This is a genomic window from Deinococcus sedimenti (genome assembly GCF_014648135.1).
Classification (GTDB): Bacteria; Deinococcota; Deinococci; order Deinococcales; family Deinococcaceae; genus Deinococcus; species Deinococcus sedimenti.
This window is the reverse complement of record NZ_BMQN01000001.1, coordinates 277,524-291,151: the sequence shown is the minus strand read 5'-3', so window position 1 is coordinate 291,151 and position 13,628 is coordinate 277,524. Positions and strand designations below refer to the sequence as shown.

Here is a 13,628-nt window from a genome sequence, read left to right as displayed (position 1 = left end):
CAGGGGCCGGTCTGTTTGGCCCTGACAGCGGTTTCCAGTTCCATTGAAGGGCCAACATCACGCCCTTCCACTTCCAACCGCTGGTGCCGTCAGGTGCTCGCTCCGCTCGTTCAGGAGTCTTGAAGAGTACCTTCAATACTCCTGAATTCTGCTGTGAGACGCCGCATCGCAGCGAAAGCGAGACGCCGGGTCAGCTGGGCGGGTACAGTATCGGCATGTTCAAGGAACGCAAGCAGGCCCCCCCGGGGGCGGCTCAGGCAGGATCGGCGAAGCCCGAGCCGAAGCTGCCGCCCGCGCGGCCGCCGCAGGTGGCGGTGCAGGCCCGCCGGACGGTCCACCGCCGTGCGGGCCGCGCGCTGGGCGGGCACGTGCAGGCGTTCGCGGCGGCGCAGCAGCAGGCGACCCGGCTGCTCAAGCCCCCCGCGTCCCCACGTCCGGACGTGAAGGTGTCGGTCCCGAAGGTCTCGGTGCCGGAGGCCAGGCGGCCCGCACCGCGCGAGGTGCGCGTCGCCCCCACCGCAGCGCTGAACGTCCTGCCCGCCCCGCGCGCCGTGACCACCCAGGCGCGCGTGCCGCAGGGCACGCAGTTCGCGGCGCTGCCGGTCAGCCGGGAACGGGTGCGGGCGGCGGGCGTGCCGTACGCGCACGTGCAGAAGAAACTCGCGGCGCAGCGGCGCGCGTCGAGCGCGCTGGCCCGGGGATTCGTGAAGCGCGGCGCGCAGCAGGTAAGGGCCGTGCGCGCGCAGGGCCAGCAGGCCACGCGGGCCGTGCAGGTCCAGGCCGCGCGGGCCGGGGCGCAGGTCAGCGCCGCTGCCAGCGCGCAGGGGCGCGTCCTGCGGGCCGGGGTGGCGGCGCAGAAGGCGCGCGTGCTGAGTCGCGCTGCGGCCGCGCGCGCGGGCCTGACCGCCCGGCGGGCGGCCGCCCTGGCCGCGCTGCCCCAGGCGACGCAGCAGGCTCAGAAGGCCGTGCAGGCATCGTACGACCAGTCCCTGCAGGCCGCGCGCACGGACGCGACCACTCAGAAGCAGGCCGTGCAGGCCGAGTACGCGCGCGTGACACCCATGTACCTGGCGGCCGGGGATGAGGTCGGTGCGGAAGCCCAGTCGCGGGCCGAGGCGCAGGCCGCCGCGTACGAGTCGCACGTGACCGGGCAGGACGACAGCCTGCTGGACGGGCCCCTGACCGACAACCGCTGGAAGGCCCGCGCGGGCGCAGCGCGGGACGTGGGCGCGGCGTACGCACCGGGCTTCCGCGAGCAGGCGCAGGAGGAAGCGCAGCACCTGACCGGCCCGGGCGGCGGGCTGGAAAAGGACCTGAAGAACATCGACCTGGCCCTGCGGGACACCGAGCGGCTGCTGCGTGAGCACCTGACGGCCAGCACGCGCCGCCTCACGGTGCGGGAGACGCAGGCGCGGGCGCAGGCCACGCAGGCCTACGCGGGCCTGAGTGCCGCCCTGCAGGCCCAGCTGACCTCGACCCTGCGGGGGCTGGACGGCGTGCAGGGCGCGCAGCTGGCGGCCATCACGGCGCAGGCGGCCGCGCAGCGCGCCGGACTGAACACGCAGGCGAAGCAGGCGACCACCTCCATCGGGCGGAACGTCACGGCCCTCGCGGGCAGCCTGGAGCGGCAGTTGCATGCGTTCGACGCGCAGGTACGCCGCGCGCCGGCGCCGAACCCGAAGGAACTGGCCGTGACCCTCAACCGCGCGCAGGCGGGCATCGTGAGCGGCGTGCGGCGCGCGCAGCTGGCCGCCCGGCAGGGCACCACGCAGGTCACCGCGTCCCTCAGTCGCGGCGCGGCGCAGGCCGGGCAGGCGCTGGGGGGCGTGGCGCGCGCCGGGGTCACGCAGGCGGGCGCGCAGGCGGGCGGGTTCGACCAGGGCGCGCAGGGGCTCCTGACGCAGGCCCTGACCACGTTCCGCACGCTCACGCAGGCGCACGCGCGCGGCACGCAGCAGGACGCGCAGCAGACCACCCGCACCCTGGACGCCCTGGAACGCGGCCTGGAAACCCTGTACGCCAAGGCCCTGAAGGGCCTGCCGGAGGAACTGCGCGCCACGCTCCCCCCACTGCGCGAGGGGCTGCGCGGCAACTTCCCGCAGGAGGACGCCGCCATCCGCGAGAACGCCGAGAAGGCCGCCGCGCAGGTGCAACCCCGCTGGAAGGGCTGGGTGAAGATCGCCCTGATGATCGCCGTGATCATCGTCGTGGCAGTCGTCGCCGGGCCCGCCGTGATCGGCGCGGTCGGCGCCATGGCCGGCGCGCTGGGCGCCGGTGCCGCTGCCGGAGCGGTCGGGGCGGTTGTGGGCGGCGCGCTGGTCGGCGCGGCCAGCGGCGCCGTCATCCAGATGGCGAACAATGCCGTCGACAACATCGGCCTGGACGCCAGGTTCCAGAAGAGCCTCTTTGACGGGGTCGGCAAGGCCGCCCTGATCGGCGCGGTCGGGGGCGCCCTGGGCGGCGCGGGCGGCCTGATCGCCGGGAAGATGGGCGCAGCGGGTCTGCTCGGCAGCGGCCTGACGCAGAAAGCCGGGACGTTCGCGGTCGGCACCACCTTCGACCTGGGCGGCAACGTGCTGGGCGACGTCATGAACGGCGCGTCCCTCGGCGACGCCCTGAAGAACCTCAGCAACCCCGAAACGCTGATGATGATGGCCATCGGCACCGGCGTCGGCGCCGCCGCCACCCGCCTGCCGGGCCGCGCCGGACAGATCCAGAACCGCGCCCACGCCGCCGGGGAACGCGTGGGCCTCACCGCAGGCGACCGGGTGAACAACGTCACCGGCAACCCGCATGGCACCGTCCCCACCCGCATGAATCCTGAGCTCCCGACTGAAACGCCTGGACGCATCTCCGGACATACCGAAGGCCGAACGAAAGTTGAACTCAGCCCGAACGCCACCCCGCAAGACGCAGCCGTCCACGATCAGTACGCCAGACAGGCCCGGCAGGAGAACAGCCCGGTCAGCCGCCTGACACAGAAGGTCAAAGGGCTGCTCGGCGCCGATACGGCCGTCCGGCCTGGCACCCGCCAATGGGAACTGGGCGTGGAGGCCGCCAAGCATCAGGACATGGCCCACTGGCGGTTCCAGGAGGCCGATCGTCTGCCCAAGTCCTCACCGCAGCGCCAGCGCCTCCTGCAAGAAGCCCATGACCTGCAGCGCCTCTCGCAGGATTATCAGCAGGCGGCGCAGAGGGCAGATGGTCACACGATCATTGACGACAGCGTCATCGAGGGTCGGAAGAAGCTGTACGACAACCACGCGGAAATCGAGGGGTTGCTTGGCAAGCCATTTGACGCCTCCGTGCTCCCAGACCGGTACGTCACGTTTGAGGTTGAGGGTGGACGCAAGGTGATCGGCCGCCTCAACTCGGACGGCACCTACGATATGAAGTCTGCCATCCTTCTCGTCCGCCCGGACGGCACCGTTCAGGTCAATCCCAGCAACCGCATCACCTATGACTACATTCAGAAGTACCAGCTTGATCCCGGCGCACGGCCCGACATTGATTTCGGTCGGGACGGTCACACCTTGCACCACCTCATTCCCGACAAGGTCAGTACATCGAACTCCCTGTGCGTCAAAGCGATGGAACTGATCCAGTACAGTCCTGATCGTATGACCAACTACCACGAGATGCCCATGGAGAGGCTCTACCGCCTGCTCGACGGTCAGGAGGTCGGGCACTGGTCTCATCACAACCAGTACGACGCGGAGGTCGTGATTCCAGCGCTCCAAACATCACAGAGCACTCTGGTAGCCGATTTCGGCCCGATACAGAGCTGGACTCCCGATCACCCACGCATCGCCGAGATCCGCGCGGCCCTGCAACATGAAATGACTTCAATTGAGGCGATGCTCAAGCAACGCATTGTTGACGGCAATATTCCCATGACCACTGAGAACACGGCCGGCAAGAAGGGACGCATTCGATGACCGACATCAAAATTATCGCCCCCAATTCCAACGAGCACTGGACTGACCCGGCGCTCAGAGGGGACGTCACCAACACCTCCGAGTTCACCATTGACCTTCAAGCCTACGATCAGGGCCAGCCACTTGGTATCCAGGCCTTCCAGTTTGAAATCTGGAATGACCGCTTCGATCACCTGGACTGGCTCCAGCACGCCACCATGCCCAACCTGCTGATCGTGTCCCAGACGTTTGCTGAGACGGTGCGTGACCTTGCCCCTGACGCGCCAACCCTGTACCCCGTTACTTTCGAGCGGCGCGGCGTGCCCGTCCAGGCGCGGCCTTACGTTGTTCTACAGTTGGGCGCTCCCAAAGACTATTTCGACGCGGCCCGTTCCGACTTCACCACCCGGACGAATTACCGCGGTGAGAACGTCATCTCAGCTGTTCAGCACTACAGCCTGAAGCTGCCCGCATCGGTACCACCGCTCTTCCGGCTCAGCGTATCGCCTCACCACCCGACCTTCGCCACACCAGCTTTTCTGGCCGAGGCCCGGCACCGCCGACTAACCAATATCGCCTGGATGGACGCGGGGGCATTCTCAGCGACCAACCAATTCCGTCCGCTCTGACCGGCAGTAGCTGGGATGACGGCCGCATATGTGTTGTCCTTTCCACATCTCTCGCCCGACGAGTACAGCCGGTTTCGCACGCGGATTGACGCGGCCAGCCCCACCGACGTCCGGGCGATCCGGTACGAGCGTTATCAGCTGAGCAAGACCAGTGGGGGGCACAGCGCCGAGTCGTACGACGACCGGCTGCCGCAGATGCAGCGGGACCACGCCAAGCAGTTGCGCGGTCTGGCCGAGGAGAACGCTGCCATCGACGACGCCGGGATGGAAAACAACGACGACGCCACGGATCGTGCGGGGAATTCCCGGACGCCCGTGGTGTACACCGCCACCATGGACGGACAGAGCGTGACGGTGCGTCCGGACGCCGTCTACGATACGGTCTGGGCGGACATCAATTGTTTCAGCGGCGAAGCGGACGTTCAGCACCGCACCCGGCAGCTCAAGGTCGAGTTCAAGGGCGCCCTCCTCGACGGGAAGACACTGTTGGTCGTCCTGTCCAGCGCGTCACCCGACGTACGGCCCAGCAAGTCCTTTGCCGCAGATGAACTCACGGCGGAAAACGTGGTGGTACTCCGTCGCCATCCGGAGTCCGGAGACTGGTTCGCGTTTGGGAGTCGCGAGGTTCAACCGCACCTTCTGGGCAGGGAGGGGGCGTGACGGCGAATTTCCGCATCCGTCAGTTCCTCACCCCGTACCTGTCCCGGGATCACGCCACGTCTGCGGCTCATCTGGGTACGATCCTCGACTGGCTGGAGGCCCTTGATCTCGCGCCCGAGACCATGAGCTTCTCTGATGAACCCGCGCATCGGTACTACCGGGTGCCGTACGACCCTCAGTTCCTGCGTCAGTACGTGCTGGAGACGCCAGGACTGCTCATGCCCATCTTCTACCGCGCCGCAGCCCCGGCGTCGACGTTCTCCCCCGGTTTCGTGAGTGAAGGCCTGATGTACAACAGTTGCGCGATTCGCTTTGAGAACGTGGAACTGCACCGGCGGGCGCAACTGGGGACGCTGGCATCCCGAATGGCGAGCGTCACGCGGCCCCTGTTCGGCGGTATCGGGTTCCCCTGGACCGACACGACTGAGGAAGCAAGGCGCTTCAACGCGATGCTCAACACCGGTGGCCTTGACCTGCACAACAATGGGCCGGACAGCGCCGCCGTGCGGTCCTGGTTCGGCCCCCCATTTGCGGCTCAACTGGATCCAGCGGCCCTCACGGCACTGGACCTCGTGGTCAGGACGACGGACTGGGGAGGCCTGGAAGTCGACCTGACGGACGAACCCTGGAACGCTCCTTTGGAGCTGCTGGCCGCGCAGAAACAGGCGTTCAACGGGTACCTGAGCGATCTGGGTCTCCTGGGCGACTACTCGCGCCGACTGTTGCGTCGCCCCGGCGCGCGGTGGGCGCAGGTCAAAGCGCACCTCCCCTGAGACGCGGTCAGGAGCTGCGAAGATAGAGAGTCCCGCACACATCGCCGAGGCCCGTCACCACCAACTGACCGATATCCCCTGGATGGACGTGGGGAGATTCTCAACGACCGCCCAATTCCGTCCGCGCTTGAGCGGCAGTGGCCTGACAGCGGTTTCCAGCTCCATTGAAGGGCCAACGGCACGCCCTTCAACTCCACTTCCAACTGCTGGTGTCGACGGTTGCCGGCTCGGCTCGTTTCCGAGGCCATGAGGGAATGTCTCAATGCCTCGGGAGACCACTGTCAGCGGCGAAGCAGAGTGGATGTTCTTGAAGCGTGTGTACAGCCTATCGCTTCACATAAAGTCGAATGGGCAGAGTTCTGGTGCGCTACTTGAGACGCAACGACGCATCGAGAGACCCTGCCTTGCACGCAGTTCTTTCAATCAGTGCCAGATGTGACGTGACCCGGACAGCGAGTGCTCAAGATTGTCAGAGAGTTCATACTGTAATGAGGTCTATGAAGCCGCATCCTCTGATTCACCCCATCCTTCTGGAAAGACTTCAGGAGGATATCGAGTGGGGGCGTGAACACGTACGCGGGGCCCTGCCCCGCCTGGAAGGAACCATCCAGCTCTCACTCCTGTCATCCGTGACCTATGAGCTGGGCGTCAAGCTGATGCTGTCTGGGCCTGATGGGTTAAACGAGGCGGGGCAGATGCTGGCCCTGGCTGGGAATCTCGACGCGTTCATCGTGTACCTCGCCCTGTTCCCAAAAGGCGAGAAGGAACTGGAGATGATCCTGCACGACAGTGTCGTGCGCCCCACCACTGGCCCGAACAGCACCGCGCACACCGGCCGGTGGCTCCGGGCGTTCTACCTGAATCTGCTGTGGCGCAACGCGGTCGTCATCGACAACGTCCTCCTGCGTGACTACACCAGCACGCTTCGGGCGTCGAGCACCTGGTCACCGCCTTACCGGTACGAGCAGATGGCTGCGCTGCGCGCCGTGTACGAGGGCTCGCCTGACGCCCTGCGATTGATTCATGAGGCGTGGAACAGCGTGGAGACCCCCTGGGACGGTGAGGAGCACGAGGATATGCTGATCCGCACGGAACTGGCCGGGTCGGAAATCGCGGTGCTGACGCAGATTCACCTGGGCGATGAGGCCGGGTTGAACCGAGACGTCGCGTACGGACTGAAGAGTCATCAGCGGTACTACGAGCGCACTGAAGACCTGCAAGACGATCCGAACGGTTGGATCAGCCTGCCGCTGCTGGGCCTGTGCGCCCTGACGAAATGGCGCGGTATGACGATCACCGTCCGGTCGCCGTTCCTGCCGCTGGAACTCATCTGAGCCGGACTCGGAGCGCGGCGCGGCAGCGCGGGCAGTGAGAAGTGGGTGCCGGGCGTGGGGTGGACAGATCGGTGGTGCTCCGGTCGGTGAACGAAACAGGCGGCGGTTCGTCTGACAGCAGTCTTCGGTTCCATTGAAGGGCCAACTCCATGCCCTTCGATTCCACTTCCAACCGCTGATGTTGTCAGGTGCTCGCTCTGCGGCGCAGCTCTTCGAGTGCGCTCGTTCAGGAGTGATGAAGGTGCCCTTCAAGACGCCTGAATTCTGCTGTGATACGGAATTCAAGTGACTTGCTTCCAGGCGTGGAGCCTGTGCTCCGGCCGGTTTCCGAACAGGGAGCCAGGGCACGGCGTGTGGGGGGCCGCCCTGCTCTATGATGGGCGGCATGGCGTATACCATTCTCGTCGCAGACGACGAACCGGCCATCCGGACCATGCTGGAGGTCATTCTGTCGGCGGACGGGCACGACATTGTGGCGGTGCCGGACGGCAAGCTGGCGCTGGAGTACCTGAAGGATCACACCCCGGACGCGATGCTGCTGGACGTGAAGATGCCGTTCATGGACGGCTTCGAGATCTGCTCGCGTGTCAAGCGCATCAAGCGGCTGCGGGACTCGCCGGTGCTGCTGCTGACGGGTTTTGACGACGATCAGACGCGGGATCACGCGAAACTGGTGGGCGCGGACGACATCGTGTACAAGCCGCTGTCCGGCAAGAACCTGCGCGGACGCGTGAATCAGCTGATCGAGGCGCGACGCCGTTGAGGAGCGCGCAGAATCGGGGGCGGGCGTGATCTTCCTGCGTTTCCTGAAGTTCCTGACGTCGTTCCTGCTGGCGGCCCTGCTGGCCGGGGCGGGCGTCGTGACCACGTACGCCCTGAAGTGGGGGCGTGAACTGCCCGATTACCGCGAACTGGACAACCTGACGCGTTCGCTGGGGTCCGAGACGCGGATCTACGCGCGCGACGGGGCGCCGCTGGGCAGCCTGATCCCGAAGGTGGGGGATCAGGCGATCAGCCGCACGATCGTGACCCTGGGCGAGATCAATCCGTTCATGGTGGGCGCGCTGATCAGCAACGAGGACCGGCGCTTCTTCGAGCATTACGGCCTGGATCCGTACGGGTTGGGGCGGCAGGTGCAGCGCGTGGCGCGGGGCGACAGCGTGCAGGGCGGCAGTACCCTGACGAACCAGCTGGTGAAGAACACGCTGCTGCTCGAGGAGTACCAGCAGGCGCGCACGCCGGACCGCAAGTTCAAGGAGTGGATCCTGAGCGTGCAGGTCGAGCGGTCCTTCACGAAGGCGGAGATCCTCCAGACGTACCTGAACACCATCTACTGGGGGGACGGCGGGCCGGTGGAGCTGTACGGGATCTACTCGGCGGCGCAGGCGTACTTCCGCACGACGCCGAAGGACCTGACGCTGGCGCAGGCGGCGTACCTGACGGTGCTGGTGCCCAACGCGGGCCGGTACTTCAACTACGCGGAGGTGCGGCCGCTGATGCGGGTGCTGCTGGCGCGCATGGTCGAGGACGGATGGATCACGCAGGCGCAGATGGACGCGGCGTGGCAGGAGAAACTCCAGCCGCGCGGCTGGCAGGTCACGTACGACGCGGGCGGGAACGTGAAGACCGCGAAACTGGTGGACCGGAGCGCGAAGGAACTCAAGGCGGTCGTCACGACGCGCGCGCCGCACTTCACGCAGCAGGTCGAGCAGGAGCTTGTGCGGCGCTTCGGGCGCGAGGTGGTGTACGGTTCGGGCGGCCTGCGGGTGTACACGACGCTGGACCCGAAACTGCAGTCGGCGGTGGAGACCGCGAGCCGCGAGGCGACGGGCCTCCCGCCGGGCGCGACGCTCGCGGCGACCATCCTGAATCCCTACACGGGTGAGGTGCTGGGCATGATCGGGCAGAAACTGCGCGGCAGCGAACCCCCGGCCGCGTGGAACAACGCGGCGCAGGGGCAGCGGCAGATCGGGTCGACCATCAAGCCGCTGCTGTACACGACGGCCCTGTCGACCGGTCTGGACCAGTCGCACCGTGAGGAGGACCGTCCAGTCTCCTTCCCTTGCACGGGCTGCAAGAACGGCGTGTACGAACCGAAGAACTTCGAGGGGGCCACCACGTACCGCGACATGACGATCCGCGAGGCGCTGGACCGCTCGCTGAACCTCGTGACGGTGCGGCTGGCGGACCGGATCGGCCTGCAGACGTTCTTCGGGAAGATCCGCGAGCTGGGTCTGCAGACGAACGACGGGACCGGACTGGCCGCTGCGCTGGGCGCCGTCGAGACGACCCCGGTGAAGATGGCGGCCGCGTACGCGCCGTTCGTGAACGGCGGCCTGTACCGGCTGCCCCGGTACATCACCCGCGTGACCGACGCGCGCGGGTCCGTACTGTTCGACGTGAACAGCCAGCCCGTCCAGGGCAAACGCGTGTGGACACCGCAGGTGGCGTGGCTGGGCCTGGACATGATTCGCGGGGTCGTGAACGACCTGAACGAACGTCAGGGTGGCCTGGCCAGCCGCGCGAAATTCGGGGAGTGGCCGGTCGCTGGGAAGACCGGCACGAGTAACGGCCCGAAGGACTTCTGGTTCGTGGGTACCACGCCGCTGTACACCGGATCGGTGTGGGTGGGCCGGCAGCAGGGTGGGGACATGCCGATCTACTACTACTCCGGGTACGTGAACGCCCCGATCTGGCGGCGCATGATGGAACTCGCGCATCAGGGGCAGGCGCTGCGGCAGTTCAGCGAACCGCCCGGCATCCAGTACGTGGACGCCCCCGATCAGCAGTTCCTCCCGGACGTGAAACTGGCGGTGCTGGACCCCAACTACCGCGACGCGGCGAACACGGAGGTGCAAACCGACGCACCACCCCCCACGCTGTACCGCGAGACGACCTACCGCCCTGGGAACGATCCGGACTCGCTGCTGGTCAGCCTGGACCGCACCACCAACCGCCTCGCGACCGAGTTCACGCCGCCGCAGAACATCGTGCAGCGCCGCGTGCAACTGGAGGACCTGCCCGGGTACGCGCCGGACGAGAGCCCCGCGCCGCTGCGGGACGAGCAGCCAGACCCGGAGGCCGTGAAGGCCGCCAAGGGCGTGACCGGCTCGACGCAGTCCGTTCCGCCCGCCAGCGCACCGTAACGATCCCGTCCCACGCGCCTCCAGTTGCAGGGGGCGCGTTCGCCATTGAGTACCCACTCACCACTCCGTCATGCAGGTGCGGGAACGGCGGGGCATCATGGCAGGCATGATGCGGATTCCGTCTGTTCCGTTCACAAGCCGGAACCTCACCGGGTTATCAACTCCACGCCCGGAACCCGTTCCGCTCCAACTCGCGTCCGCTCGGATTGAATGGTTCTCGCAAACCATCCAATCGGAGGCCATATGAGGTTGCGCCGCGCTCCCCTGCTGACCCTGCTCCTGACCCTGGGCCTCTCGACCGCCGAGGCACGGGTGAGGCTGGGGGAACTGCTGCCTCAGCACCCGTGGAAGGCGGCGGCTCAGGAGGTGGTGGTCGTGTACAGCCACGACTGCGGTGACCTGGGTGACCTGTGGTCGGCAGTCCTCGCGGCGGGCCTGCCGGTGCGAGCCGTGAACGCCGAGGGGTTCCCCTCCCCCGCGCCGGCGGGCGTGCAGGCCTGGACAGGCGAGGCAGCGACCCTCTTCGCGCGGCGGCTGCGGGTGGGGGCGTACCCGACGGTGCTGCTCGTGCAGGACGGCCGGATCATGAACGCCTGGGAGGGCACGTTCACCGGCAAGCTGGAGTGATCAGGGTGGATGATCAAGACGTTGTATTTTCTGCTGCGTGTGATATTCCACCGTCACCTGCGGTGTCTGGAACATCAAGTCCGCATACCCATGCGCATGTCTTGTGAAACCTGCTATCCGGAGTGACCCATCAGTCATCTCATATTCGCAGATGTCTGCGAGTTCATCCGGGAGACATTCGACCGTCACATAGCCCGTCGAAATATCGTTGGCATGTAGCGTCACACCTGCCCAGCCACTGATTTCAAGTCGCACGCCCAGAAGCATCACGTCATCACCGACGAATGCTGCCGTTACGCCGACGGCAAAGCTGCGGGTGTATTGGTCGAAAGCCATCGCAAGCACAGGTTCATCTGGCGAAAAGGTCAAAGTGTGGTGATGTTGAGTTGCAAGACGCCGCACATGAACAGGCTGCCATATCTCCCGCCAAACGGACGCACTACCGGGACAGGCGGCCTGAGCGTGTGCCGCTAGACTGCCGGGCATGACGAGTGCATCCCCCTCCCTGACCGTGGCGTTCCTGGCGGGGCTCGTGTCGTTCCTGAGTCCGTGCGTGCTGCCGCTGGTGCCCAGTTACCTGGGCGTGCTGGGCGGTGAGCGGCAGCCGTGGTCGCGGGCGCTGGGGTTCATCCTGGGGTTCGGGCTGGTGTTCATCGCGCTGGGCGCGACGGCCAGCAGCCTGGGCGCGCTGATCGCGCCGCACAAGGCGCTGCTGGGGCAGGTGTCGGCGGCGCTGATCATCTTCTTCGGGCTGGTGATGCTGGGCCTGATCCGGCTGCCGTTCCTGATGCGGGATACGCGCGCCCTGGCGAATGCCGGGGGGTACGGGCCGGTGGCGCTGGGCGCGGCGTTCGCGTTCGGGTGGAGTCCGTGCCTGGGGCCGACGCTGGGCAGCGTCCTGAGTCTCGCGGCGAGCAGCGCCAGCCTGGGCAGTGGCGTGACGCTGCTGGCGGCGTACACGCTGGGCCTGAGCGTGCCGTTCCTGCTGGCGGCGGCGCTGTGGCACCGCGTGAACCTGCGCCGCCTGAACCGTTTCGCGGGGGTGTTCGAGAAGGTGGGGGGTGCGCTGCTGGTCGTGGTGGGCCTGATGATGCTGACGGGGCAGTTCACGCGGCTGGCGACGTTCTTCTTCTCGATCATGCCCGAGTGGCTGCGCCTGTGACTGAACCCCGCACGGCGTTCGCGGTGCAGCTGCGGGACGTGTGGCTGCGGCTGGGCCGCGAGGTGATCCTGCGTGGCGTGACGCTGGACGTCCCGGCCGGGCAGGGCGTGACGCTGCTGGGCGAGAACGGGGCCGGGAAGACCACGCTGCTGCGCCTGCTGAGCGCCGGGCTGCGGCCCACGCGCGGCGAGGGGCGGGTGCTGGGCTTCGATCTGCGTGACAGCCGCGCGGTGCGGGACGCGATTCACCTGATGCCGGTGGACGGTGGGCTGTACCCGGACCTGACGGCGGCGGAGAACCTGGAGTTCGCGCTACGGATGCACGCGCGGGCCGGGGACGTGCCGGGCACGCTGCGCCGCGTGGGGCTGGAGGGCGCGGCCACCCGCCGGGCGCGGTTCCTGTCGGCGGGGATGCGCAAGCGGCTGGCGCTGGCCCGCGCGCACCTGCTGGCCCGCCCGGTGACGCTGGTGGACGAACCCTTCGCGAATCTGGACGACGCGGGGCGGGCGCTGGTGCAGGAGCTGCTGCTGGAGTTGCGCGGGCAGGGCTGCTCGCTGCTGATCGCCGCACACGAGCCTGCGCTGGCGCAGGTGGTCGCGCCGCGCACGCTGCGCCTCGCGGGCGGCCTGCTGCGCGAGGAGGTGCCCGCGTGAAGGGCGCGCTGAGGCAGGTGCTGACGGTCGCCGCGAAGGATCTGCGCGTGGCGGGCCGCACGCGCGACACCTTGCTCGCCACGGCGTTCTTCGCGGGGATCGTGCTGCTGGTGCTGGGCTTCGCCCTGAGCGGCGGGGTGGTGTCCCGCGACGCCCGCCTGAGCGCGCCGCTGGCCGCCGGGGCGATCTGGACGGCGCTGGCCCTCGCGGCGGCGGTGGGCGCGCAGCGGGCCTTCGCGCAGGAGCAGGAGGCCGGGGCGCTGGAGCAGTTGCTGGCGTACCCCGGGCCGCACGGCGCGCTGTACCTGGGCAAGCTGCTGGGCGTGCTGCCGCCCCTGCTGCTGGTCGCGGCGGTGACCGTGCCGACGGGTCTGGTGCTGTTCGGCGCGTCCGAGGCGGTCACGGCGGCGGGCCGCGCCCTGCCGTGGGCTGCGCTGGCGCTGACGACCACACTGGGCGTGCTGGGCTTCGCGGCCGCCACGACCTTCTACGGCAGCATCACCGTGAACCTCCGCGCGCGTGAGGCACTGCTGCCCGCGCTGGCCTTCCCGATCCTGGTCCCGGCGGTCCTGGCGACCGTGCAGGCCACCCGCCTGCTCCTGGAGGGCGGCTGGAGTCCCGAGGTCGGCACCTGGCTGACGTTCCTGACCGCGTTCGACCTGGGGACGGTCATCCTGGCGACCCTGCTGTTCCCGGCGGCCGTCGAGGGCTGACCTCCCGTGTGACC

The 13,628-nt window shown here is 67.8% G+C and carries 12 protein-coding genes; 11 read left to right on the top strand and 1 reads right to left on the bottom strand.

The window, feature by feature from the left end; genetic code table 11:
• The first annotated feature begins 215 nt into the window (after positions 1–215).
• The 8 genes from IEY69_RS01460 to IEY69_RS01425 all read left to right on the top strand — a co-directional run bounded on the left by IEY69_RS01460 (position 216) and on the right by IEY69_RS01425 (position 11,086).
• Complete coding sequence (locus IEY69_RS01460) at positions 216–3,938, top strand: AHH domain-containing protein (protein ID WP_189071381.1); 3,723 nt, start codon at positions 216–218, stop codon at positions 3,936–3,938.
• Positions 3,935–4,546 carry a hypothetical protein gene (locus IEY69_RS01455; RefSeq protein WP_189071380.1) on the top strand — a complete coding sequence of 204 codons (612 nt, stop codon included), beginning with the start codon at positions 3,935–3,937 and terminating at the stop codon, positions 4,544–4,546. The genes IEY69_RS01460 and IEY69_RS01455 overlap by 4 nt, the downstream gene beginning before the upstream one ends.
• A 33-nt stretch (positions 4,547–4,579) precedes the next feature.
• Positions 4,580–5,206, top strand: coding sequence for a hypothetical protein (locus IEY69_RS01450; RefSeq protein WP_189071379.1), 627 nt, complete (start codon positions 4,580–4,582; stop codon positions 5,204–5,206).
• On the top strand, positions 5,203–5,979 hold the full coding sequence (locus IEY69_RS01445) for a hypothetical protein (RefSeq protein WP_189071378.1): 777 nt from the start codon (positions 5,203–5,205) through the stop codon (positions 5,977–5,979). Before IEY69_RS01450 ends, IEY69_RS01445 begins: the two co-directional genes overlap by 4 nt.
• A gap of 497 nt (positions 5,980–6,476) precedes the next feature.
• The gene (locus tag IEY69_RS01440; protein WP_189071377.1) at positions 6,477–7,313 is read left to right on the top strand and encodes an immunity 49 family protein; all 837 of its coding nucleotides are present in this window, start codon (positions 6,477–6,479) and stop codon (positions 7,311–7,313) included.
• 376 nt (positions 7,314–7,689) lie between these two features.
• Positions 7,690–8,076, top strand: a complete 387-nt coding sequence (locus tag IEY69_RS01435) for a response regulator (protein ID WP_189072302.1) — start codon at positions 7,690–7,692, stop codon at positions 8,074–8,076.
• 25 nt (positions 8,077–8,101) lie between these two features.
• Entirely contained in the window at positions 8,102–10,459 is a 2,358-nt protein-coding gene (locus IEY69_RS01430) for a transglycosylase domain-containing protein (RefSeq protein ID WP_229783541.1), read from the top strand.
• Positions 10,460–10,702: 243 nt separating this feature from the next.
• Positions 10,703–11,086, top strand: coding sequence for a penicillin-binding protein (locus tag IEY69_RS01425; RefSeq protein ID WP_189071376.1), 384 nt, complete (start codon positions 10,703–10,705; stop codon positions 11,084–11,086).
• On the opposite strand, the gene IEY69_RS01420 is transcribed toward IEY69_RS01425, so the two are convergent.
• Positions 11,087–11,488, bottom strand: a complete 402-nt coding sequence (locus IEY69_RS01420) for a hypothetical protein (RefSeq protein WP_189071375.1) — start codon at positions 11,486–11,488, stop codon at positions 11,087–11,089. It abuts the gene before it with no gap.
• 82 nt (positions 11,489–11,570) lie between these two features.
• On the opposite strand from IEY69_RS01420, the gene IEY69_RS01415 reads away from it, so the two are divergent.
• The 3 genes from IEY69_RS01415 to IEY69_RS01405 are packed head-to-tail and all read left to right on the top strand — an operon-like array spanning position 11,571 to position 13,614.
• Complete coding sequence (locus IEY69_RS01415) at positions 11,571–12,248, top strand: cytochrome c biogenesis CcdA family protein (RefSeq protein WP_189071374.1); 678 nt, start codon at positions 11,571–11,573, stop codon at positions 12,246–12,248.
• Positions 12,245–12,901, top strand: coding sequence for an ABC transporter ATP-binding protein (locus IEY69_RS01410; protein ID WP_189071373.1), 657 nt, complete (start codon positions 12,245–12,247; stop codon positions 12,899–12,901). Before IEY69_RS01415 ends, IEY69_RS01410 begins: the two co-directional genes overlap by 4 nt.
• A complete protein-coding gene (locus IEY69_RS01405; protein ID WP_229783540.1) occupies positions 12,898–13,614 on the top strand; it encodes a heme exporter protein CcmB in 717 nt (238 codons plus the stop codon). Before IEY69_RS01410 ends, IEY69_RS01405 begins: the two co-directional genes overlap by 4 nt.
• Positions 13,615–13,628: the final 14 nt, after the last annotated feature.